Origin of the sequence: Ruminococcus sp., assembly GCF_019423705.1 — a bacterium.
In the GTDB taxonomy this organism is placed as follows: Bacteria; Bacillota; Clostridia; order Oscillospirales; family Ruminococcaceae; genus Hominimerdicola.
The window spans coordinates 62,802-84,814 of record NZ_JAHZAX010000011.1 but is presented as its reverse complement, the minus strand read 5'-3'; the positions used below and the strand labels follow the sequence as shown (position 1 = coordinate 84,814).

Annotated in this window: 21 protein-coding genes; 12 read left to right on the top strand and 9 right to left on the bottom strand. The window is 46.3% G+C overall.

Going from position 1 to position 22,013, the window contains the following annotated elements:
- Positions 1–8 precede the first annotated feature (8 nt).
- Together QZ371_RS10055 and QZ371_RS10050 are read left to right on the top strand one after the other, a co-directional pair.
- Positions 9–878 (top strand): ABC transporter ATP-binding protein, encoded by an 870-nt coding sequence (locus QZ371_RS10055; protein ID WP_295212096.1) that lies wholly within the window; start codon positions 9–11, stop codon positions 876–878.
- Positions 878–3,088, top strand: coding sequence for a hypothetical protein (locus tag QZ371_RS10050; protein ID WP_295212094.1), 2,211 nt, complete (start codon positions 878–880; stop codon positions 3,086–3,088). The genes QZ371_RS10055 and QZ371_RS10050 overlap by 1 nt, the downstream gene beginning before the upstream one ends.
- A gap of 82 nt (positions 3,089–3,170) precedes the next feature.
- Here QZ371_RS10050 and QZ371_RS10045 read toward each other — a convergent pair whose 3' ends face one another.
- From QZ371_RS10045 to QZ371_RS10035, 3 genes are all read right to left on the bottom strand, one after another.
- Complete coding sequence (locus tag QZ371_RS10045; RefSeq protein ID WP_295212092.1) at positions 3,171–3,776, bottom strand: L-2-amino-thiazoline-4-carboxylic acid hydrolase; 606 nt, start codon at positions 3,774–3,776, stop codon at positions 3,171–3,173.
- 131 nt (positions 3,777–3,907) lie between these two features.
- Complete coding sequence (gene upp / locus QZ371_RS10040) at positions 3,908–4,537, bottom strand: uracil phosphoribosyltransferase (RefSeq protein WP_295212091.1); 630 nt, start codon at positions 4,535–4,537, stop codon at positions 3,908–3,910.
- 41 nt (positions 4,538–4,578) lie between these two features.
- Positions 4,579–6,015: a solute carrier family 23 protein gene (locus tag QZ371_RS10035; RefSeq protein ID WP_295212090.1), complete on the bottom strand. Its 1,437-nt coding sequence runs from the start codon at positions 6,013–6,015 to the stop codon at positions 4,579–4,581.
- Between the two features lie 371 nt (positions 6,016–6,386).
- On the opposite strand from QZ371_RS10035, the gene QZ371_RS10030 reads away from it, so the two are divergent.
- The 6 genes from QZ371_RS10030 (at position 6,387) to QZ371_RS10005 (ending at position 10,939) form a co-directional block, all read left to right on the top strand.
- Positions 6,387–7,031 carry a hypothetical protein gene (locus QZ371_RS10030; RefSeq protein WP_295212089.1) on the top strand — a complete coding sequence of 215 codons (645 nt, stop codon included), beginning with the start codon at positions 6,387–6,389 and terminating at the stop codon, positions 7,029–7,031.
- Between the two features lie 10 nt (positions 7,032–7,041).
- Positions 7,042–7,773, top strand: coding sequence for a hypothetical protein (locus QZ371_RS10025; RefSeq protein ID WP_295212088.1), 732 nt, complete (start codon positions 7,042–7,044; stop codon positions 7,771–7,773).
- Positions 7,774–7,805: 32 nt separating this feature from the next.
- Complete coding sequence (locus QZ371_RS10020) at positions 7,806–8,462, top strand: HAD family hydrolase (protein ID WP_295212087.1); 657 nt, start codon at positions 7,806–7,808, stop codon at positions 8,460–8,462.
- A 132-nt stretch (positions 8,463–8,594) separates the two neighbouring features.
- On the top strand, positions 8,595–8,942 hold the full coding sequence (locus QZ371_RS10015; protein WP_295212085.1) for an Asp23/Gls24 family envelope stress response protein: 348 nt from the start codon (positions 8,595–8,597) through the stop codon (positions 8,940–8,942).
- 35 nt (positions 8,943–8,977) lie between these two features.
- The gene (locus QZ371_RS10010) at positions 8,978–10,612 is read left to right on the top strand and encodes a DAK2 domain-containing protein (protein ID WP_295212084.1); all 1,635 of its coding nucleotides are present in this window, start codon (positions 8,978–8,980) and stop codon (positions 10,610–10,612) included.
- A gap of 63 nt (positions 10,613–10,675) precedes the next feature.
- Positions 10,676–10,939 carry a DUF6171 family protein gene (locus QZ371_RS10005; protein ID WP_295212082.1) on the top strand — a complete coding sequence of 88 codons (264 nt, stop codon included), beginning with the start codon at positions 10,676–10,678 and terminating at the stop codon, positions 10,937–10,939.
- 65 nt (positions 10,940–11,004) lie between these two features.
- On the opposite strand, the gene pepF is transcribed toward QZ371_RS10005, so the two are convergent.
- The 6 genes from pepF to QZ371_RS09975 form a co-directional block, all read right to left on the bottom strand.
- Positions 11,005–12,801, bottom strand: a complete 1,797-nt coding sequence (gene pepF / locus QZ371_RS10000) for an oligoendopeptidase F (protein WP_295212081.1) — start codon at positions 12,799–12,801, stop codon at positions 11,005–11,007.
- Between the two features lie 400 nt (positions 12,802–13,201).
- Positions 13,202–14,638, bottom strand: a complete 1,437-nt coding sequence (locus QZ371_RS09995) for a murein hydrolase activator EnvC (RefSeq protein ID WP_295212080.1) — start codon at positions 14,636–14,638, stop codon at positions 13,202–13,204.
- 44 nt (positions 14,639–14,682) lie between these two features.
- Positions 14,683–16,140, bottom strand: coding sequence for a peptidoglycan DD-metalloendopeptidase family protein (locus QZ371_RS09990; protein WP_295212079.1), 1,458 nt, complete (start codon positions 16,138–16,140; stop codon positions 14,683–14,685).
- Positions 16,141–16,293: 153 nt separating this feature from the next.
- Positions 16,294–17,199: a permease-like cell division protein FtsX gene (ftsX, locus tag QZ371_RS09985; RefSeq protein WP_295212077.1), complete on the bottom strand. Its 906-nt coding sequence runs from the start codon at positions 17,197–17,199 to the stop codon at positions 16,294–16,296.
- Entirely contained in the window at positions 17,186–17,872 is a 687-nt protein-coding gene (gene ftsE, locus QZ371_RS09980; RefSeq protein WP_295212076.1) for a cell division ATP-binding protein FtsE, read from the bottom strand. The genes ftsX and ftsE overlap by 14 nt, the downstream gene beginning before the upstream one ends.
- 89 nt (positions 17,873–17,961) lie before the next feature.
- Positions 17,962–19,047, bottom strand: a complete 1,086-nt coding sequence (locus QZ371_RS09975; RefSeq protein ID WP_295212075.1) for a helix-turn-helix domain-containing protein — start codon at positions 19,045–19,047, stop codon at positions 17,962–17,964.
- A gap of 408 nt (positions 19,048–19,455) precedes the next feature.
- Between QZ371_RS09975 and rimM the strand changes: the two genes are divergently transcribed.
- The 4 genes from rimM to QZ371_RS09955 all read left to right on the top strand — a co-directional run bounded on the left by rimM (position 19,456) and on the right by QZ371_RS09955 (position 21,777).
- Entirely contained in the window at positions 19,456–19,962 is a 507-nt protein-coding gene (rimM, locus tag QZ371_RS09970; protein ID WP_295212073.1) for a ribosome maturation factor RimM, read from the top strand.
- Entirely contained in the window at positions 19,959–20,447 is a 489-nt protein-coding gene (locus QZ371_RS09965; RefSeq protein ID WP_295212072.1) for a hypothetical protein, read from the top strand. The genes rimM and QZ371_RS09965 overlap by 4 nt, the downstream gene beginning before the upstream one ends.
- A gap of 23 nt (positions 20,448–20,470) precedes the next feature.
- Positions 20,471–21,208: a tRNA (guanosine(37)-N1)-methyltransferase TrmD gene (gene trmD / locus QZ371_RS09960; RefSeq protein WP_295212070.1), complete on the top strand. Its 738-nt coding sequence runs from the start codon at positions 20,471–20,473 to the stop codon at positions 21,206–21,208.
- 296 nt (positions 21,209–21,504) lie between these two features.
- Positions 21,505–21,777 (top strand): HPr family phosphocarrier protein, encoded by a 273-nt coding sequence (locus QZ371_RS09955; RefSeq protein WP_022288633.1) that lies wholly within the window; start codon positions 21,505–21,507, stop codon positions 21,775–21,777.
- Positions 21,778–22,013 lie beyond the last annotated feature (236 nt).

Genomic DNA, 22,013 nt, shown 5'->3' with positions numbered 1-22,013 from the left:
AGACGAAAATGAATCTCACCCTAACAAACCTCACCAAACAATACGGCAGTTTTACCGCATTGGAAAACTTCAACTACGAGTTCACACCCGGTGTATATGGTCTGCTTGGACCAAACGGTGCAGGAAAGTCCACGCTTATGAATATCATCACCGACAATCTGAAACCCACATCAGGCTCGGTGAAATTTGACGGCGTTGAAACAAGCACAATGGACGCCGACTTCCGCAAAATTCTTGGATTTATGCCCCAACAACAAGGGATTTATCCGAACTTTACGCTGGAACGCTTTCTCTACTATATGGCAGCCCTCAAAGGTATGAAAAAGGCCGACGCAAAGCCGCAGATAGAAAAGCTGCTCAACCTTGTCAACTTGCAGGACAGCAAAAATAAACGACTTGGAGGTTTTTCAGGCGGAATGAAACAGCGTGCCCTTATCGCACAGGCTATGCTCGGCGAACCGAAAGTCATTATCCTTGACGAGCCAACCGCAGGACTTGACCCGAAGGAGCGTATCCGTATAAGAAATCTGGTGGCACAAATAGCTTTCGACAAGATAGTCATAATCGCAACCCACGTTGTTTCGGATATCGAGTTTATCGCAAAAGAAGTCCTGCTGATGAAAAGGGGCGAGATAATCGACAGCGGTGCGCCTCATATCCTCTGCGAAAAGATCGACGGCAAAGTGTTCGAGATAACCGCCGACGAGAGTATGCTGGACGAAATTTCCGCAAAATACAAGGTGGGAAATATCTCAAAGGACGAGAAAAATATCTACGTCCGTGTTATCAGCGAACAGCCGCCCAGCTTTGAGTGCCGTCCTTGCAAGCCCGATCTTGAGGATCTCTACCTCTACTATTTCGACCAGGGGGCGAGCTGATGATATTCAAAAACGAACTGATAAAAGCGTTCTGCAAGCGCACGACCATTGCAATTTTCGCCGTTCTGCTGCTCCTTAACGGCGTTTTGCTGTATATAAACGAGACAAAACAGTCGCTTGAATACACCCCTGAACAGTACAAAGCCGCTTATCAGACCCTCGAGGGGCTTGACACTCACGCCGCTTTTGAGCGAATTTCTCAGAAAAAAACGGAGCTTGAGTTGATACAAAGACTGTCATTTGGAGAGGATATTTCGCAGGAAAACTGCAATGCTGAGGAACTTTTGAAAAGCTATAAAAACAAGGACTATCTTGAATTTACAAACGATATCTACTCCGAGATAGAGCTGACCGACCGCATTTACGAGGAGGTCGCCGCCTGCGAAAATTATGACTGCTACCTTGAAAATATCGACAGCACGGCACGAAAAATGACGGGCATTTCGCTTTTTGCCGATCCCGACAGTTTCAGCTACAAAAATATCGCACGAACGCCTGCCGATTTCGCCCACCTCAAAGGCTCAAAGCTCACCGCCGCACCTTCAAATGGCGTTTCAATGGCAACGGGTTTCCTCGCCACCGACCTTATCGCAATGCTGACGATAATGACCGTGGTGGTGACGATAGTCACCCGTGAAAAAGAGCTTGACCAGATAACACTTTCTAGGACGACATACAAGGGCAGAATGCCGCTCGGTATCGCAAAACTTTTCACCTGTTTTGCGGCGGCAATGGCGGCTGAGATCTTGCTTTACGTCGTGAACTTTGCAGTTTCATATTTTACATATGGATTCGGTGACCTGTCAAGGCAGATACAATCTGTATACGAATTTAACGGCAGTAATTTAAAAATATCCGTACTGCAATATTTCGCACTTTTCTTCGGAGCAAAACTTGCAGTTTACTGCGTATTTGCGGCGATAATCTACCTTGTTACTGTGGTATCAAACACCGCTGTAAAGGTCTATGGCATACTGATCATCACCATAACGACGGAGGCTGTGCTTTATTACACCATACCAAGCACCAGCTATCTTTGTCCGCTGAAATACATTAATATTCTTGCATACGCCAACACAAAAGACCTCTTTGCAAGCTACCTCAACCTCAACATTTTCGGCAATCCTGTGAACTATATGGCTGTGTTTGTCAGCTCGGCGATAGTGTTGATGATTGTGATTTCCATACTCTCCGTGCTGATTTTTTCAAAGCAAAGGGTGATAAAAAGCCGCACAAGAAAATTCAGCCTTGCAAGGTTCACAATTTTCAAAGGCAGGACGACAAACCTCTTTTTGCAGGAGTGCTACAAGGTCTTTTTCGGTGGCAAGGCTCTGCTGATTTTGATGGCATTTGCTATCATCACCGCAGTTTCATATTCTCCTATCAACGAGAGTTTTTCCTCCGCTGATGATGTATATTACAAGCAATATATGCTGAAATTTGAGGGCGAATACACCGCCGAAAAGCAGAAAATGATAGACGAAGAGGCGCAAAAATTCGCTGACGCTCAGATGAAAATGTCGGAGGAAATGGCAAATTCAGATGGTGACGGTGTTTTCATAATGATGAAGTATCAGGATATACTTGCTCCGCAGTACGCCTTTGACGAGGTGAAACAGCACGCCGAATATTTGCAGACAACAGAGGATGGGCAGTTCGTTTATGACAGCGGCTACAAGCTGCTGACAGGCGGCGAAACCGCGGGAAACAAGGACTTGACGCTTGGTTTGACGGCGATGACAATGGTGATACTTTGCCTGACATATGTCTATGCCGTGGAGTATCAGACGGGTGCGAACGTGCTGTTAAAGACCTCGGCTCGTGGTAGGGAGGACACATTTCTTTGCAAGTTCGGCATAGGCGTTATTATCGTGACGATAATTTTTGCTCTGACCTATGCGCCATACTTTTACAACGTTCTCAGCGCATATGGCACAAGGGGGATAAACGCCCCTGCTTGCTCTATTGAAAAACTTTCAAATTTTGATATTTCTATCAAAGGCTATCTCATTCTCATAAGCTTTGGGCGATATTTCGCTCTGCTCTGTGCAATGCTCATCATCTATTTTCTGTCAGCGAAGCTCAAAAGCGTTATATCGACTTTCCTTGCGGCGACGGCGGTGCTTATTTTGCCGATATTGCTGGCTTTGCTTGGGATAGGCGTGTTTAAGTTTGTGGGGCTGGATGTTCTTTTGGTGGGGAATTTGTGAACACTAATATTGCTATACCTTGCCAATTATGATCGCACGAAAAAAGGACTGATACCCTCAGTCCTTTTTTGCTGTCAATATATCATTTTATCCTACTATACCTAAAATCGCAAAACTCCGCACCCTCTGCGATGGTGCCAGTCCGCACCAGCTTCATATTCATAATGTCCGCCAGCACAAAATCCATTCGGCATATGTACGCCGCCAGCTCGGGGCAGCCCTCGTCATTGCAAAGCTTGCAAGCACCGCATTCGTGATAGTCATAGCCAAGATCGTATTCGCCGTTGCCGGGCAGGATATCCACCACCCAGTCGTTTTCATACAAATGCTTGTGGCTGTCCTCAGACCATTTCAGTCGGCCGGGCATTTTCTTTGGATCAAGATAGCTGTCAACGTCGCCGATCATTTTGTGGAACAGCTTTGAGGCGCACAAACCGTCACGGAATATCTCGTAATTTTCCTCCGCCGATAGCCCCGTGCCCCTGTTCATTGCGATGTAATAACTTGCCATAATATAGGAGCTCAAAAGCCTTGACTTGCCGATATCTTTCGCCCTCTCCACGATCTTCTTGTGCTCCTCGTCGATCTTGTCCGCAACGTCCTTTGAAAAGCCCCTCTTTTTCAATTCAGCCTTTACAGCGCTGTGATAAAAAGTGTATATCATCTTTACGCCGATAGTGTTTTTCATTTTTTACCCTCCTGTATGATCTCTATTGCTATAACGATTATACCACACTAACCGCCGCAATGTCAATCATAGCTTGCCATATCTCCCAAAAAAACACGCCCTGCAATATACAGAGCGTGCTGAAAATACTTTTACTTTGTGCCGAAAATTCTGTCGCCTGCGTCGCCAAGACCCGGAACGATGTATGCGTCCTCGTTGAGCTTTTCGTCAAGGTTGCCTACATAAATGTCAATGCCTGGGTGAGCCGCTCTCAGAGCGTCAAGTCCCTCTGGCGCTGCAATTATGCACATAAACTTGATGTTCTTGCAGCCCTTGTCCTTGAGAAAATCAACTGCCTGAATAGCCGAACCGCCTGTTGCAAGCATTGGGTCGCAGAGGATAACAAGTCTGTCGCTGATGTTCTCAGGCAGCTTGCAGTAATACTCGTGAGGCTCGTGAGTGACCTCGTCACGGTAAAGACCGATGTGACCAACTTTTGCGGAAGGCACCAGCGCCAGCAGACCGCTTACCATTCCAAGACCTGCTCTGAGGATAGGCACGATAGCAAGCTTCTTGCCCGAAAGCATTGGCAGCTTTCTTGTTGTGATAGGCGTCTTGACCTCAACGTCCTCTGTCGGCAGGTCTCTCATCGCCTCATAGCCCATAAGCATTGCGACCTCTTCAACAAGTATACGGAACTCTCTTGTGCCTGTGGTCTCATCTCTCATAAGTGTTATCTTGTGCTTGACAAGCGGATGATTGATAATGTTTACATTTCCCATTTTCTGATTTCCTTTCGATATATTTTTATTTTATTGTGATGTTATTTCTTTGCGATATTGCTCTTCTTTCTTGAAAGCATAACGTTTGTAAGGATACCGAGGATAAGCGCAGCGGCGATCTCAGTAAGTGTTATCTTGCCGAAAGTGAGGGTAAGTCCGCCGATACCGGCGATAAGGATAACGGAAACAACGAACAGATTCTTGTTTTCGTCAAAGTTAACAGCCTGTATCATTTTAAGACCCGATACTGCGATGAAGCCGTAAAGTGCGATACAAACACCGCCCATTACGCAGGCAGGGATCGAATCAACAAATGCCACCAGCGGTGTGATGAATGCGAATATCATACAGCCGACTGCCGCCGTGAATATCGTTACAACTGAGGCATTGCCTGTGATAGCAACGCAGGCAACTGATTCGCCGTAAGTTGTGTTAGGGCAGCCGCCGAAAAGTGCACCTGCGATAGAGCCAACACCATCTCCGAGAAGGGTTCTCGTAAGACCAGGTTCTTTAAGAAGATCGTGGTCGATGATAGACGAAAGGTTCTTGTGGTCGGCAACGTGCTCAGCGAATACGACCAGCGCAACAGGCACATAAGCCACGAAAATAGTTGCAAAGTATGAGAAATCAAATTCGCTGAAAGCCTTTGCGCCCGATACGAATGCAAAGTCAGGCAGCCTGAAAAATGTGCTGAGTGAAACAGCTCCGTCAGGGAACATATAGCTCTTGAATACGCTGAAATCAACGATCTTGAGAGCGTCGATATCGCAGATAGTGCCGATAGCCGTGAATATAGCTGCGGCTGCATAGCCTGCGAGAATGCCTATAATAAAAGGTATAAGTCTAAGCGCCTTTTTGCCGAATGTTGAGCAGAGCATTATTACCGCAAGGGTGATAAGTCCGCAGATAAGCGCAACATAAGTTGAGCCGACAGGAACGTTTGAAACGGTCTCAATTATCTCGGGTGTGCCGCTTTCAACGGAAACCGCATAATCTGTCACCTGCTTTGTAACATCGCCCTTGAGCAGATCGCCGATAGCGTTGCCCGCAAGGGAAAGACCGATTATGGCAACAGTCGGACCGATAACGACAGCAGGCATAAGCTTGTTGAGCCAGCCAATGCCAACGAATTTTACCACGATAGCGATGACAACATACACAAGTCCTGCCAGTATCGCACCGACGATAAGTCCCAACATTCCAAGCTCCATAGAAACGCCGCCGGCGAATGCCGCAGCCATCGAGCCAAGGAAAGCAAATGACGAGCCGAGGAAAACAGGGCTCTTTCTCTTTGTGAAAAGAATGTACACGATAGTACCAACGCCTGCGCCGAACATCGCAGAGGCAGGAGTAAGTCCGTTTCCGATAATAAGCGGCACGGCAATAGTTGCCGCCAAGATCGCAAGCATTTGCTGAAGAGCGAAAACGACAAGCTGTCCGCCCTTTGGCTTGTCCGCAACATCAAATGTGAGTTTCAATAAAATACCTCATTCATAAATTTTCTTCTTCCCTTACCGATCTAATTTTTATCTGATATCAGAGCCAAGGGATACGCTCTTGGCGGTTTATTCAGAATACAGACACAACTGTCGGCTAATGGGCAAACAATGTTCGCCCCTACTCAAAACAAGCTGTTTGTAATGACATTGTTGCGCTGTTTTTTTGACATAGACCGCCTTAATAAGTTTAACTTAAATCAGATGTTTTGTCAATGTCGTATATGCCGTATTTTCGAGGAAAATTTTGTGCGCTATTGCCATTATGGGGTTCACAAAATCGGCAAAGTGTGGTATAATTACTATAATAGTATGTTTATGCGATCAAGACGGATAAAGAAAGGTAGAAAAATATGAATAAAAAAGCTATTATAGGCATTGCGGCGGCGATCGTTGTGATAATTGCGGTGGCAGCGGCGGTGATAATTCTTAAGGATAAGGACGGCATTGAAAGCGAAAACTCATCATCACAGGTGGTAACTACCGATAGCGCAAGTTCGGCTGATAAAAGTCTTGCGGATAGTTCAGACACGGGAGACTTGTCAGAGGTGGATATCCTTGACAGCTCTGCTGATACCGAAACATCTTTGGCGGATAATTCAAGCTCCGTGGCTGATAAAACAACTGAAACGGATAAAACAGAAAAACAGTCGGAGACTGACAAGGCTGATAAAACACAGAAAACCGAGAAAACAGAAAAGGCTGACGAACCCACAGAGCTTCCTGTAGTCCAGCACAGCACGGCTACGACTACCACAGCTTCATCGGCAACTGTAAAGCATACCACAACAAAGTCTGCCACAAAGACCACGACTACAAAAAAGACGACTACAAAAACAACTTCCCACACAACAAAAAAGACCACCCACAAGACTACTTCGGAGACAAAGCATACGACTCACACAACAAAGGCGACCGAAACCACCACAGAGCATACAACAAAGTCCACAACCTCCACAAAGGCAACTATCGAGCTGCCATTTGTGCCGATAGATTAAGGCGGCGGATATGACAGAAACGTATCAATTTGCAGGCAGGGCGGTGGAGATATCATCGCTTTATAACAGCGTCCACAGCCTTTGCAAGGATTACAAGACCGAAAGTTCGGCGCAGATACATATTGAAATGACAGCGGAAAAGCTTACAAAGGAGTTTGAATATGCAAAAGCCGCCGATATCGCCGAGGGAAGAGCAGGCGCCCAGCACAGGGCGGAGGATATCGAAAATCTTGCGGTTTACAGGGCGCTGGCGGAAGAATTCGCAGAGCGTAACATCGTGGTTTTTCACGGCTCTTGCATTGTGGTGGACGGCAAGGGCTATATTTTCACGGCAAAAAGCGGCACGGGCAAATCCACCCACGCAGGGCTTTGGCGGAAATATCTTGGCGACAGGGCGGTTATGATAAACGATGACAAGCCGCTTCTGGAGCTGAAAGAGGGCAAAGTCATCGCCCACGGCTCGCCTTGGGACGGCAAACATCATCTGAGCTGCAATCGCTCCGTGGAGCTGCAAAGCATTGCGATATTAGAGCGAAGCATTGATAACCACATTGAGGAGATATCTCCCGAAGCGGCGTATCCGATGATACTTCAGCAGACCTATCGCCCGAGAGAGGCTGACAAGCTTATGAAAATACTGGATATCTGCGACGGGATAACACACGCCACGAAGCTTTTTCGCCTTGGCTGCAATATGGATATCTCGGCGGCGGAGCTTGCGTATTCCGCTATGAGCAAATAGAACATAATTATAATATAGAGTGAGGAATAAAAATGAGAAAATATGAAACTGTGCTTTTTGACCTTGACGGCACGCTAACAGAGTCTGGGGAGGGCATAATAAATTCGGCGGTATACGCCTTGAAAAAGTTCGGCATAGAGCCTGAAATGTCGCAAATGGGCAAGTTTTTAGGCCCACCCCTCAAAGACTCTTTCAGAGATTTTTACGGCTTTTCGGAAGAAAAATGCGTTGAAGCCGTTAAGTATTACAGAGAATATTACACCACAAAGGGAATATTTGAAAACAAAGTTTATGAGGGCGTTGAGGACTGTTTAAAGGCGCTCAAGTCCGCAGGGCTCAAGCTTGCGGTGGCGACTTCAAAGCCGCAGGTCTTTGCGGTGAAGATATTGGAGCATTTTCACCTTGTGGAATATTTTGACTTTATCGGCGGTGCGGAGCTTGACGGCACAAGAAGCGTCAAGGCGGAAGTCATCACCCACACGCTGAAAAACTGCGGCGCAGACGACCGCTCAAATGTGATAATGGTTGGCGACAGAAAGCACGATGTGCTGGGCGCAAAGGCTCTCGGAATGGACTGCATAGGCGTGCTTTACGGCTATGGCAGCAGGGAAGAGCTAGAAAGCGCAGGTGCGGTTTTCATTGCGGATACACCAATGGCAGTCGCAGATTATACTTTGCGTGCTGAATAAACGCTGAAATAGCGTTGAAACTTGCCCTTTGCAAGCTCCAACAAAAAACAGTTGATTTTTATTATAGAATGTGCTATAATAAAAGTAATTATAAAGCGTTTGTAAAACTATGTATTAAGAGGGGTTGTTTTTGTGATAAAGTTTCGTAATCATATTGGAACAATAGGAATTTCTACCGGATATCTCAGACAGCTTATCTCGGATACTGCCGAAAGCTGTTTCGGCGTGGCAGGTCTTAACGCTTACGGCGCTAAGCAGGGCGTGTCGGCTATGCTTAAAAAAGAGAACACCACTAAGGGCGTTATCATCAGACAGGTGGGTGACGAACTTGTGGTCGACCTGCATATAACGGTCAATTACGGAATAAACGTTGGCGCTATCGTTGACAGCATTATCCATAAAGTCAACTTTGTGCTTACAGAGCAGGCAGGCGTTGCGGTCAAGTCTGTGAACGTTTACGTTGACGAAATGACGAGCTGACAGCTTTTACAATGAGTATAGGAGGAAAAACCAAAGTGATAAACGGAGTATTGCTTCGCAACGCTTATATCAGCGCTGCGCATAGTATATCGAATAGAAAGAAGTCCGTGGACGAGCTGAACGTTTTCCCTGTGCCGGACGGCGATACGGGAACAAATATGTCTATGACTATCTCAAATTCACTTGCCGTGCTGGAAAATATGGGCGACGATGTGGATTGTTCGGCTGTGGCTGAGGCTGCGGCTTCCGCTTTGCTTCGTGGAGCAAGAGGAAATTCGGGCGTTATACTTTCGCTTATTTTCAGAGGCTTTGCAAAGGGTCTTGCAGGCAAGAAGGAAATGGGCGCAAATGAGCTTACAGTGTCGCTGGAACTTGGCGTTTCTGGGGCTTACAAATCAGTTATGAAGCCGACGGAGGGTACTATCCTCACAGTTGCGAGAGAGTCCGCCGAGAAGGCAAGAGAGCTTTTACATTCCACCAATGACCCTGTTATCATAATGGAGGAAGTTTGCAGACAGGCGAAGCTTTCACTTGATGAAACGCCGAAGCTGCTCCCTGCACTTGCAAAGGCAGGGGTCGTTGATGCAGGCGGAATGGGACTGCTCATTATTTTTGAGGCGATGAGAGACGTTTTCAAGGGCGGCGAGATCGTCAAGGCGGAGAACGCTCAGCCAAAGCAGCAGGTGACTGTTGAGACTTTCGCTTCAACTGTTGGTCAGTATGACTGTGAGATACATTTTACATACTGCACCGAAATGATAATCACAAAGAAAGCTGACGCTGACGATTCGTCAAAGCTGAGAGCATATCTTGAAACTATCGGCGACTGCGTTGTTGTGGTTGAGGACGATGAGATAATCAAAGTTCACGTCCATACCAACGACCCAGGTAAGGCTATACAAAAGGGTCTTGAGTTTGGCTATATCAATCTGCCGAAGATCGAGAATATGAAGCTCCAGCACAAGGCAAGACAGAAGGAAGCAAAGCAGGAATTTGTTCCTGCAAAGCCTGAAAAGAAGTACGGCTTTGTGGCTGTTGCAGCCGGAAACGGCATTGAAGCGCTGTTCAAGGATATCGGCGTTGACTGTATCGTCAAGGGCGGTCAGACAATGAACCCGTCCACAGAGGATATTCTTGCGGCGATAATGTCTTGCCCTGCGGAGACTGTTTTCGTGCTTCCTAACAACAAGAATATCATTATGGCGGCTGAGCAGGCTGTAAAGCTTGCCGACAGAAAGGTCTGCGTGCTCCAGACAAGGACTATCCCGCAGGGAATGTCCGCAATGCTGGCATTTGACCCCGACGCCGATTTCAATACCAACCGCATTGAAATGACCAACGCTCTCGAGCGTGTTTCAACGGGACAGGTCACATTTGCGGCAAGAGATTCAGATTACGAGGGTCACTCCATCAAGCAGGGCGAGATACTTTGCCTTGAAAACGGCAAGCTTGGCTTTGTTGAAAAGGACGTGACAAAGGCTGCATACAAGCTCACAAAGAAGCTTGTTAAGGGCGACAGTTCATTCATCACTATCCTTTACGGCTCTGACGTCACCGACGAGGCGGCAGAGGCTCTGCAAAAGCAGATCGCTTCAAAGTTCTCGAATCTTGACGTTAATCTTATCAATGGCGGACAGCCTGTTTATTACTACATAATCTCAGTAGAATAAGTTTTGGATAATTGGCGGACGGCGGCGAACTGTCCGCTTTTTTGTACAGGAGAGAAATTTTGTATGGGTGATATAACAAAGGTTCGGTGCAGAAAGTGTCTGCTGGAAGATATGGATGAAGCTGATTTTCTCACTGATCTGCGCAGTCACATAGCGGCATATCCTGCGGACAAGCGAGTAGATGAAGGCGAATACCGCAGGCGTTTGTCTATCTGCAAGGAATGTGAGCAACTGGTTGACGGAATGTGCGCAAAGTGCGGCTGTTACGTTGAGTTAAGGGCGTTAAAGATAGGGATGTACTGCGCTGATGTGAACAAAAAATGGTAAAATATTTTGGGGCAAAAAAACGGGCGATATCCTTTGTGGGTATCGTCCGTTTGTGGTGTTAGTTGTTATAGCGTTTCTTCCATTTCCTTAATAAGCTCGCCAAAAATCTTCAACGCCTCATTTATCGGCTCTGCCGTCGCCATATCTACTCCTGCGCCTTTAAGCAGCGAGATAGGGTCAGTTGAGGAGCCGCCTTTAAGGAAGCCTATATAGTCCTTGACTGCGCTTTCGCCGCCCTTCAAAATGCGCTGGGACAATGCGATGGCAGCAGAATAGCCCGTTGCATACTGATATACATAATAGTCGTAATAGAAGTGCGGTATCCTTGCCCACTCAAGCTTGATCTCATCGTCAAGCACGATACCGTCGCCAAAATAAAGCTTGTTGAGCTCGCCGTAAAGCTCATTAAGATTTTCCGCTGTAAGGCTCTCGCCAGCCGCAACCATTTCGTTTATCTTCAGCTCAAACTCAGCGAACATTGTCTGACGATACAGCGTTGTGCGGAATTGTTCAAGGAAGTAATTGATAAGGTACGCACGCTGCTTTTTATCCTTTGTGGTCTTTAATAGATACTGCATAAGCATCGCTTCATTGCAGGTGGAAGCCACTTCCGCAACGAAAATAACGTAATCTGAATATACCACAGGCTGGTTCTTATTGGAAAGATATGAGTGTATAGCGTGACCCATTTCGTGCGCCAATGTGAACATACAGTTGAGAGTGTCCTTGTGATTGAGCAGCACATAAGGGTGAACCCTTGCGCCTGCGGAATACGCTCCGCTGGTCTTGCCCTCGTTCTCGTAAACGTCTATCCAGCGGTTGTCAAAGCCCTCTTTGAGTATTGCAAGATAATCCTCGCCCATTGGCGCAAGTGCCTTGAGCACGGTCTCTTTCGCTTCCTCGAATGTTATCTTCATATCAGCGTCGGGAACAACAGGTGTGTAAAGATCGTAAAAATGCAGCTCGTCAACGCCAAGAAGCTTCTTTCTCAGGGCAACATAATCATACATATAGTGCATATTGTCGTGAACAGCTTCGATAAGGTTGGTGTAAACGGAAACAGGAACTTCCGTGCTGTCGAGAGCGGCTTCAAGGCTGGAGTTGTATTTTCTCGCCTTTGAATAGAAATTGACCGCCTTTATCTGAGCCGAAAGTGTAGCGGCGCAGGTGTTCTTGAACTTGTCAAAAGTGCTGTACATCGCCTCAAATGCGGACTTTCTCAGCACTCTGTCCTCGCTCTGCACAAGTGGTATATAGCTTCCGTGGGTCACTTGGTGCGCCTTGCCGTCCTTGTCAACAGCGTCAGGGAAGCGCAGGTCTGCGTCAGAGAACATAGAATAGATATTCTCGGGTGACTGACCCATTTCGCCTGTAAGAGCAAGAATTTTCTCCTCCGCCTCAGAAAGAACGTGCTCCTTTTTGTGTCTCAGCTTATCGAAAGCACGCTTGTAAAGTTTAAGCTCAGGCTTGTCAGCATAGAATTTCTCCAGCGTCTCTTCGGGAATAGCGATCATCTCAGGCGTTTCAAAGCTTCCGGCAGAATTTATGGCAACATAAGCGTTCATAAGCTGACCGATAAAGCCCTGATACTTAGCGTTCGCCGTGTCCTCATCGGAACGTCTCTGAGCATAATTGCCCAAGCTGTCGCAAAGAACGGAAATATCGTCCGACAGCTTCATAAAGTCATAGAGCATATCAGCGCTTTCGCTGAGCCTGCCCTTGAATGACAGTATCTTTTCCGGCATAGCCTTGAGCTTTTGCAGATCCTCGCTCCACATTTCGTCAGTCGGGTAGATATCCTCAAGCGCCCACTTTGATTCCTCAGGCACTTCGCTTCTCTTTGGTATTCTTTCCTCGCTCATTTTATTGACCTCGTTTCTATTTTATCTTGTTGGTTTATTAGTAAGTTGTGTATTACTGCTTATATTATACCCCAGGCAGGGCTTTTTGTCAACGGCGCATTTTGTAGTGAGGAGCCTATTGAGTGAGGAGTGAGGAATGGCTGACGGGAGTCGTGCTTTGCTGTTCTATTTTTTACTTTGTTGCTTAACCTGTCAAATGTAGAGGCTGGCGTCCTCGACAGCCCATCGAAGCAACGCATTATTTTATATAGCAATTGACAAGACGTGTAGCATTGTATATTTTCATCGTGGCGTATATCAAATAAATGGAGTTAAACCAATTGATAAAGAGAAAACATTGTTTACATTGCTGCACACAAAAAACCAGCCGAACCGCAGTCCGACTGGTCTTATCATACCATTATTGTGTAACATCAAGATAAAGAGCAGGGTTCAGAATATATCCCTGATAGCGTATCTCAATATGCAGATGATCGCCCGTTGAGAAGCCTGTCGAGCCCATTTTGCCGATAACATCGCCCTTCTTTATCTCGTCGCCCACCTCAACGTCAACTTCTGAAAGGTGTCCGTACAGGGTGATGAATTCGTTGCCGTGGTCGATTATAACAAAGTTGCCGTATCCGCCGCCGCAGCCACAGGACTCTTCCTTGCCGTAATCGTGGGTGCAGGTTGTGTTCGTTCTGATGACCTTGCCGCTGCAAGAAGCGTGTATCTCCGTGCCGTGGGCGGCTGGAATGTCAAGTCCTGAATGGTATGAGCCCCAGCGTGCGCCAACGCCCGATGATACCGAGTATGACCCCGGTACAGGCCAAGCGAAATAATAGTCCGGCTCATATTCGTCAAGCTCTTCGCCGTTTTCCTTGCGCTCGTTGATGCTCTTGTGAAGCTCTTCAAGTTTGACGTCCGCAAGCGCCATTGTCGCCGCAACTTCGTCGTCTCTTGCCGTGCCTCCCGAGCTGGACGACTTGAGGATATCAGACAAGCTGCCCTCAAATTCCTGCCTTTCGGCTTCGTATTTCTCGTTCTGCTCTTTGAGCTTTTTCTGCTCCGCCTTGAGCTCCATTTGCGCTTCGGTGCTTGAGCGGTAAAGCTGGCTCAGCGTCTCTTTCTGCTTGCTGTATTGCTCATACTGAGCGTCATATTCAGCCTTTTGCTTGTCAAGGCTCTTTTGCAAGTCCTCATATTCCGATTTCAGCTTCACAAGCCCGTCGATCATCGTGTCGTCGTGATGAGCCACACGCTTTATAAGCTCCAGCCTCATAAGGATATCGTAAAAGCTGTCCGATTCGAGCAGCATTGTCGTGTAGCTGTCCGATCCTGCGATATACATTGCCCTGAGCCGCTGCTTAAAATCGTTTATGCCGCTGTCGATCTCCTGCTGTTTCTTGTCAATATTTCTCTCATTGGTGCTTATTTGCAGCTCCAGCGCTGTCATATATGTATTGAGCACCTTTATCTCTTCGTTTATCGAGTCGATCTTTTCCTTTATAAGCTTCTGCTCTTTTTTCTTTTCGTCAAGCTGGTCATTGTATTCATCAAGCTGTTTGTTTATCTCCTGCTGCTTTTGGGATATCTCTCTGAGCTGTTCAGCGTATTGAGTTATGTCAAAACCTGTGTTTGAGTCCTCTTCGGTAGTGCTGTCGGCGGAAGCTTCATCGCCATTGCTTGTGCCTGCAACCTCCTGCGAGCTGTCAGTATTTTCGTCAGCCTGCACCGACTCCGTGTCAGCCTTTGTGACTATCCTTGATGAATTTATGCTGCTTCCTGCTATCCCTGCGGTCACAGCGAAAGCAAGTATAAAAGTGCAAATTCTTTTTAAGCTGTATAGCTTGTTCATAGAAATAAGTGACTCCTTTGGTTGGGTATTATCTTATCAGATCATCAAACGTAATTTGACGGGTTCTGCGCAACGCCGTTCAGGCGCACCTCAAAATGCAGGTGATCTCCCGTTGAGTAGCCTGTCGAACCGATAATGCCGAGAACATCGCCCTTGTTGACGTGCTGTCCCTGCTTTACGCTCATATACTGTGAGTGTCCGTAAAGGGTCCAGTAGCCGTTGCCGTGGTCGATTATGCAGTAATTGCCATAACCGCCGCCGCAGCCGCAGGAACCGTTCTTGCCATAATCGTGGGTGCAGGTGTTGCTGACGAGGATAACAGTACCCTCGGCGGCAGCGCAAATTTTAGCGCCTCTGATACCCGGCGACCATATGTCTATACCTGCGTGATAAGCGCCCCAGCGCCAGCCAACGCCATAGGATATGTGGTAATATCCCGGAACAGGCCAAGTGAACTGGCTCTTATCGGTGTAATTATAATCGCCGTTGTTTGTAGAACTCTGTCCGCTGTTTGAGGTGTTGCCGTTGCCGTTTGAAGGCTGAGAATTGCCGTTATTATTGTTATTATTTTGCTGCTGACGTTTACGCTCTTCTTCACGGCGCTTTCTTTCCTCTTCTTCCTTCTTCTTGCGCTCTTCCTCTTCCTTTTTCTTGATAGCTTCCTGCTCTTGATAGAGCTTCTGTATCTGCGCCTCGAATTCTTCGTGCTCTTTGTTTATCTGTTCCTTGTTCTGCTCATAAGCTTCCTTGTCGGCTTCAAGCTGGTCGATAACAGCTTGGCTCTGAGCATAAAGGTCGTCAAGCTTGTCCTTCTGCTCTTGGTGATATGTCTTTTGCTCTTCAAGGTCAGCCTTGTTTGTCTCAAGCTCTGTCTTGTTGGCTTCCAGCTGAGCTTCCTGCGCTTCATATTCGCCCTTTAGCTCCACAAGTCCGTCGATCATAGTGTTATCGTGATCGGCAACACGCTTTACAAGCTCTATCTTCATAAGCATATCGTAAAAGTCCGTCGCACCGATGAGGATATCAGAATAAGAACTGTTTCCGGCAACATACATCGCCCTAAGACGCTGCTTGAAGTCAACAACGCCCTCTTCGATCTCCGCCTTCTTGTTCTTTATCTTTATCTCGCTCTTTGCGATATCTTCCTCCAGCCCTGCGATATCGGTCTCAAGATCTGCGATAGAGTCCTCGAGGGTGAGGATAGTCTCCTGAACAGTTTCGATCTGCTCCTGTATAGCCTTCTGATTTTCCTCTTCCTTGTTGATATCGTCCTTTGTGCTTGATATCTTGTCGTCAAGCTCCGATTGTTTTTTTTCAAGGTCGCTGAGCTTTTCCTTTGCGCTGGATATCTTCTGCTTGTTCTCTTTGATAGCCGTGCTTTCGGCAGAGGCGTTCCGAGTATTGATGACGGGCTTTGCGCCGCCTGCGAGGACTGTCATTGAAGTGATGACAGCGATCGTGAACGCTAATATTCGTTTCATTGTGAATATGCCTGTTTTCATTTTTTCCTCCGTCATAATGACATTTTTACACGTTGTATCAGCCGCAATTTTTATCTCTGAGCGGCAATGCTGTTATCTTAAATTGCAACAATAGGCAGCCCAAGTAACCCCTTTGTGAGTCTCAGCCTGCCTATGTCTGTATTCTGGCAAATTTTATACTTTGAGGTGCTTGCCCGTACTGATAGAAGTACCGATAGCACCGATGAGAGCTCCCGCAATAAGGTAAGAGCCTGCAACGGGGAGAAGCAGAGACTTGAAGGAGTAAAGGTTCTGAACTCCCAAAATGCTCCAAAGCTTGAAGTCGTCATTGAAGATATTGTAAATACCCTCGTAAGCGAACTTTGTGAGCACAAGCGCACCTGCCGCCGCCAGCAGACCTACGATCATACCCTCGATAAAGAAAGGTATTCTGATAAAGCTGTTGGTAGCACCCACATATTTCATAATATTGATCTCTTTGCGTCTTGCGAAAACGCTTGCTCTTGTGGTGTTTGAGATAATGATAAGACAAACTATAACAAGCGCCAGCACGATAGCAAAGGAAACGATCGTGAATATTCTTCTAATGCTGATAAGGATATCTGCAAAGGCTGTCGGGGACTTTGTCGAGTCAACATTGTCAAATGTTTCTATCTGAGTAGTCGTCTCGCTCATCTTCTCAATGTCGTTGACAGTAACCTTATAAGTATCGGGGAGTGGATTGTCGTCAGCGTACTGGAAGAAGTCTTTTTCCTCGTCGGTCATACCCTTGAGCATATTTTTCCAAGCTTCCTCTTTAGAATAGAGGCTGACGGTGTTGATATTGCCCACCTGCTTGAGCTTTTCCTCAAGGGTCTGCATATCCGCTTGGCTGGTGCCGTCCTTAACAATAACGATGACTTCGCTCTTGTCCTCGATACCGCCGATTATTCTTGTAAGATTTATGGAAACAAGCACGGAAGTGCCAACCATAAGCAGGGAAACGAGGAGGATACAGAAAGAAGCGAACGTCATCATTCTATTTTTCCAAATGCCCTTGAAGCCCTGATTTATAAGATATCTGAAACTACTTGCTTTCATTGGAGCCTCCTATCACTTCGTCAAAGGCGATCTGACCTTTGTTGATGTTGATAATTCTGCCTCCGAAATAGCGCACAAGGTCGTGCTCGTGAGTTACCATAAGAATGGTAGTGCCGCACTCGTTGATACCCTTGAGCAGCTCGACTATTTCATATGAAAGCGCAGGGTCGATGTTACCCGTCGGCTCGTCGGCGATGATAAGCTGAGGGTCGTTGACCAACGCTCTTGCCAGCGCAACACGCTGTTGTTCGCCGCCCGAAAGCTCTGTCGGATAGCTCTTTGCCTTATCGGAAAGTCCCACAAGGCTGATAACATACGGAACACGGCTTCTTATGTACTTTGCGGGAGCGTCGATAACTCTCAGCACGAACGCCACGTTCTCATAAACTGTCATTGTCGGGATAAGTCTGAAATCCTGAAACACAACGCCGATAGTTCTGCGAAGTGCAGGAATTTTTCTTCTTCTGAGCTTCTTGAGATTGAAGCCGTTTACCATAACTGTTCCGCTCGTTGCGTCTATCTCTTTAAGAACGAGCTTTATCAGCGTGGATTTACCAGCACCTGAAGGACCTACGACAAATGCGAAATCGCCGTCGTTGATCTTCAGATTGATCTTGTTCAGAGCGTCCACACCGCTTGAATAGGTGACGGACACATCTTTAAACTCTACCAAAATTTACACCGCCTTATTTATTGGAAAGCCCGTGGTAATAATATGTACAGGGCTTCATACGCAAGGTCACAAAGTCACGAAGTCAAAAATTAGAATTTCACCGGATTGGCGGAGAGATATTTCTTTACCATAAGGGCTATCTTGAAGATGATAGCGTGGTCGAACTCTCTCAGATCGAGACCTGTGAGCTTTTTGATCTTTTCAAGTCTGTACACAAGAGTGTTTCTGTGTACGAACAGTTTTCTTGATGTTTCAGAAACGTTCAGATTGTTTTCAAAGAACTTCTGGATAGTAAAGAGCGTCTCGTGATCGAGAGACTCGATCGAACCCTTCTTGAAAACTTCCTTGAGGAACGTCTCGCAAAGTGTTGTCGGCAGATGATAGATAAGTCTTGCGATACCGAGATTATCGTATGAAACGATGTTCTTGTCAGTATCGAATACCTTGCCGACTTCAAGTGCGATCTGTGCTTCCTTGAAGCTTCTTGCAAGTTCCTTAACGCCCTCAACGACAGTACCGATACCAACGTTCACTCTTGTATAGAACTCGCTGGAAAGTGTGTCGGAGATGGAGCGTGCAAGCTTCTCGAGATCCTTTGACTCAACGCCGTTGGCAACTTCCTTAACGAGCACGATATCGCTTTCTGTGATATTGAAAACAAAGTCCTTGTTCTTGTCAGGGAAGAGGTTCTGAATAACATCGTAAGCCGAAACATCGTTTGAAGAAACGATCCTTATGAGGAGCACAACTCTTGAGATATCCGAGCTGAAGTGCAGCTCTCTCGCCTTGACGTGAACGTCGCCAGGGAGAACGTTATCGAGAACAACATTCTTGATGAAGTTGTTTCTGTCATATTTTTCGTCATAATACTGCTTTATGCTTGAAAGAGTGATAGCGAGAATGCTTGCATACTTGGCAGCAACTTCGTCAGTTCCTTCAACGAAAACAGCATAGTCGGGCTTCATATGAGCGCCGAAAGGTTTATAGGTATAACCGTCTCTAACAAAAATGTCGTGTGAATCGCCCAGATCCAGGGAAACGAATTCATTAGTCGTTCCGACCTGCGAAAGCTCTGAGCAGGCAATAATGGTTGCGGTCTCATCTATAACGCCGATAACACAGTCGATAGTGTCACGCATCTGATGAACAACGCTTTGAAATAATCTGTTTGACATAAGTTATTCCCCTCTACTTGCAAATTTTTAGACTCGTTTGGGCAGAAGTCTGCATATTGTTATTATAACAAAAAACGATATCATTTGCAAGTGTTTTATAGTGAAAATATGCAAAAAATCTTTTAATGCGCACTTAGGGCGCAGGTCTTGCAATTTAATATATTACAAATTGTAACACATTTCATCGCCGAATGTGTGAAGATTTTGTTAAATCGCAGGAATTGCTAGTGATTTTGTACAAAAATCGGGATAAAAATTCTCTCTCAGTAACCAAACTGTAATTATTAAACTTTTTGTAAATACCGCTTTTCCACGCTGACAGGGGCAAAATAAGCGTTGCAAAGGGGATAAAAATATGTTACAATTTATTGAAAGTAAAACACTTTGAACAGAACGGAGGCATACTAAATGGAAGTGAAAAAATATCTTGAAGCAGGAAAGATCGTGTCGGTCTTTGGTATCAAGGGCGAGATAAAAGTCCAGCCTTGGTGTGATAGCCCCGATTTTCTCTGCGAATTCGACACACTATATTATAAGAGCGGCACGCCTGTCGAGATAGAGCGTTCAAGGGTCGCAAAGAATATCGTTGTGATGAAGGTCAAGGGCGTTGATACTGTTGAGGAGGCTCAAAAGCTGCGCAACAGGGTGCTTTATATCGACAGGGAGGACGTTGAGCTTGAAGAGGGCTGCTATTTCGTGCAGGACCTTATCGGCCTTGAAGTGGTCGACGCCAACAGCGGCGAAAGCTATGGCAAGATAACCGACGTCAGCGCAACAGGTGCAAACGACGTTTACCACATCACAAATGAAAAGGGCGAGCTTCATCTTATCCCTGCTATCCCCGACGTTATCGCCGAGACTGACATCAAGGCAGGGGTGATGAAGATTACCCCACTCGAGGGACTTTTTGAATGATGCGCTTTTGTAAATATGAGGACGTGAAGCGGCTGGCGGAGGATTATTCCGACGCAATGTTCGACCTCATTTATCCAAAGCTTCAAAATCGAGAGAAGTCTATCGCCTGCATTGAACGTGTTTTGACGGCGTACATAGACGAAAGCCCTAAGCTCAGGAACGAGCGTGCGGAGCAGAAATGGCTCATAAAGCGGCTGAGAAAGGAAAGCGGCTTCAACCGCCTTGCCAACAGCTTCAAGGGCGAAAAACTCAGCTTTGTGGAGCTTGACAATATGCTCACAAGTCTGCGTGTATATTATAATAATGAGGGCAACAAACCGAAAAAGCGGCGCTCAGCGTTATGGACGCTGCTTGTGTGCGCCGTGCTGGCTGTTATAATAGCTATAAGCGCTTATATCGGTATCCAGCACTATAAGGCGGACGGCGGAGCGGCTCAGGGGCATTTGAACAGCGCTGCCGAGGGCTGGGAGGATTACACCGCATAGGATAACGATATGGAGGAATTTGATTGAACATAGATATTGCGACCCTTTTTCCCGAAATGCTGGAGAATTATCTGTCACAAAGCATTGTGGGCAGGGCAAGGGCAAAGAATATTTTTACGGTAACGTGCCATAATATTAGAGACTACACCGAGGACAAACACCGCCGTGTTGACGATACGCCATACAGCGAGCGGCAGGGTATGCTTATGCAATGCGACCCTATCTACAATTGCTACAAGGCGGTCAGCGAGGGCAAGCCCAAACCCCACGTTATCTATATGTCGCCCCAAGGCAAAACGCTGACGCAGAAGCGTGCAAAGGAACTTTCTAAGCTTGACAGCATATTTATATTATGCGGCCACTATGAGGGCGTGGACAACCGTGTCATCGAGGAGATAGTCGATGAGGAGATATCCGTCGGCGATTATGTCCTCACGGGAGGAGAACTGCCGGCGCTTGTGCTGGTGGACTGCGTTGTGCGAATGCTTGAGGGAACGCTTTCGCAGGCGGACTGTTATGAGGACGAGAGCCATTACAATGGTCTGCTGGAATATCCACAATACACCCGTCCAGAGGTTTGGCACGATAAGGCCGTACCAAAGGTCCTGCTTTCGGGCAATCACGCAGAGATCGCAAAGTGGCGCCGTGAACAGGCTGTCATCGCAACGCTGAAAAAGCGTCCCGAGCTTTTGGAAAAAAGTCCGCTGACGGAAAAAGATTTGGCTATTATACACAAATTTGCAGATAATGAGGAGATTTAAATTCCTAAGTTTTCAACACTTTCCACATAAATGTTAAAAGAATTTGTATAAACTGATACAATGGTCACAAGCTGATTGTATGATATGCACAAGTTTAATAATTAAAGTTGCTAATTTTTAAGCACAACAACAAAAATAAAGCTGTTTTTACTTGTTTGTCTAAAATTTGCGTTGACTAAGCAAAGTTTGTCGAGTATAATAAGTGTATTAAAACAACCATTGGCAATAAAATAAGCCCTTTGCCAAATTTATCAAGGGGCGTTTTGCTAAGCTTAAATTGAATGGGAGAGATCAGTATGTTCGTAAAAGATGTAGTAGTTCAGAATCAGGTAGGACTTCACGCCCGTCCGGCAACATTCTTTATCCAGAAGGCTAACGAGTTCAAGTCTTCTATCTGGGTAGAGAAGGAAGAGAGAAGAGTTAATGCTAAGAGCCTTCTTGGTATTCTTTCACTCGGTATCGTAGGCGGAACTACGATCAGAATCATCGCTGACGGTCCGGATGAGGAAGCAGCAGTAAAGGGTCTTGTTGACCTCGTTGACAGCGGTTTCGCTGAGGGTGCAAGATAATTTTAAGCATACTGCATTCTAATTGTATATTGAAAAGAGCTTATCTGCGTTTGTGGATAAGCTCTTTTTTTTGTGTAGGGGCGAACATCGTTCGCCCGTTGATTTGAAGCCTATGTGACAGTCTGAGAGCTTATCTATATGTGGATAAGCTCTTAAAAAAAGACAAAAAAACACCCACAGAAGTCTGTGGGTGCCAAAAAATAAAAAATTATAGGGGAGAAGCTAGTAGAAATTAA

What these genes read in the sequence shown, in the direction of transcription:
- QZ371_RS10055 (WP_295212096.1), top strand. Translation starts at nt 9, where the DNA reads ATGAATCTCACCCTAACAAACCTCACCAAACAATACGGCAGTTTTACC.
- QZ371_RS10050 (WP_295212094.1), top strand. Translation starts at nt 878, where the DNA reads ATGATATTCAAAAACGAACTGATAAAAGCGTTCTGCAAGCGCACGACC.
- QZ371_RS10045 (WP_295212092.1), bottom strand. Translation starts at nt 3,776, where the DNA reads ATGAAAAACACTATCGGCGTAAAGATGATATACACTTTTTATCACAGC.
- upp (WP_295212091.1), bottom strand. Translation starts at nt 4,537, where the DNA reads ATGGGAAATGTAAACATTATCAATCATCCGCTTGTCAAGCACAAGATA.
- QZ371_RS10030 (WP_295212089.1), top strand. Translation starts at nt 6,387, where the DNA reads ATGAATAAAAAAGCTATTATAGGCATTGCGGCGGCGATCGTTGTGATA.
- QZ371_RS10025 (WP_295212088.1), top strand. Translation starts at nt 7,042, where the DNA reads ATGACAGAAACGTATCAATTTGCAGGCAGGGCGGTGGAGATATCATCG.
- QZ371_RS10020 (WP_295212087.1), top strand. Translation starts at nt 7,806, where the DNA reads ATGAGAAAATATGAAACTGTGCTTTTTGACCTTGACGGCACGCTAACA.
- QZ371_RS10005 (WP_295212082.1), top strand. Translation starts at nt 10,676, where the DNA reads ATGGGTGATATAACAAAGGTTCGGTGCAGAAAGTGTCTGCTGGAAGAT.
- pepF (WP_295212081.1), bottom strand. Translation starts at nt 12,801, where the DNA reads ATGAGCGAGGAAAGAATACCAAAGAGAAGCGAAGTGCCTGAGGAATCA.
- QZ371_RS09995 (WP_295212080.1), bottom strand. Translation starts at nt 14,638, where the DNA reads ATGAACAAGCTATACAGCTTAAAAAGAATTTGCACTTTTATACTTGCT.
- QZ371_RS09990 (WP_295212079.1), bottom strand. Translation starts at nt 16,140, where the DNA reads ATGAAAACAGGCATATTCACAATGAAACGAATATTAGCGTTCACGATC.
- ftsX (WP_295212077.1), bottom strand. Translation starts at nt 17,199, where the DNA reads ATGAAAGCAAGTAGTTTCAGATATCTTATAAATCAGGGCTTCAAGGGC.
- QZ371_RS09975 (WP_295212075.1), bottom strand. Translation starts at nt 19,047, where the DNA reads ATGTCAAACAGATTATTTCAAAGCGTTGTTCATCAGATGCGTGACACT.
- rimM (WP_295212073.1), top strand. Translation starts at nt 19,456, where the DNA reads ATGGAAGTGAAAAAATATCTTGAAGCAGGAAAGATCGTGTCGGTCTTT.
- QZ371_RS09965 (WP_295212072.1), top strand. Translation starts at nt 19,959, where the DNA reads ATGATGCGCTTTTGTAAATATGAGGACGTGAAGCGGCTGGCGGAGGAT.
- QZ371_RS09955 (WP_022288633.1), top strand. Translation starts at nt 21,505, where the DNA reads ATGTTCGTAAAAGATGTAGTAGTTCAGAATCAGGTAGGACTTCACGCC.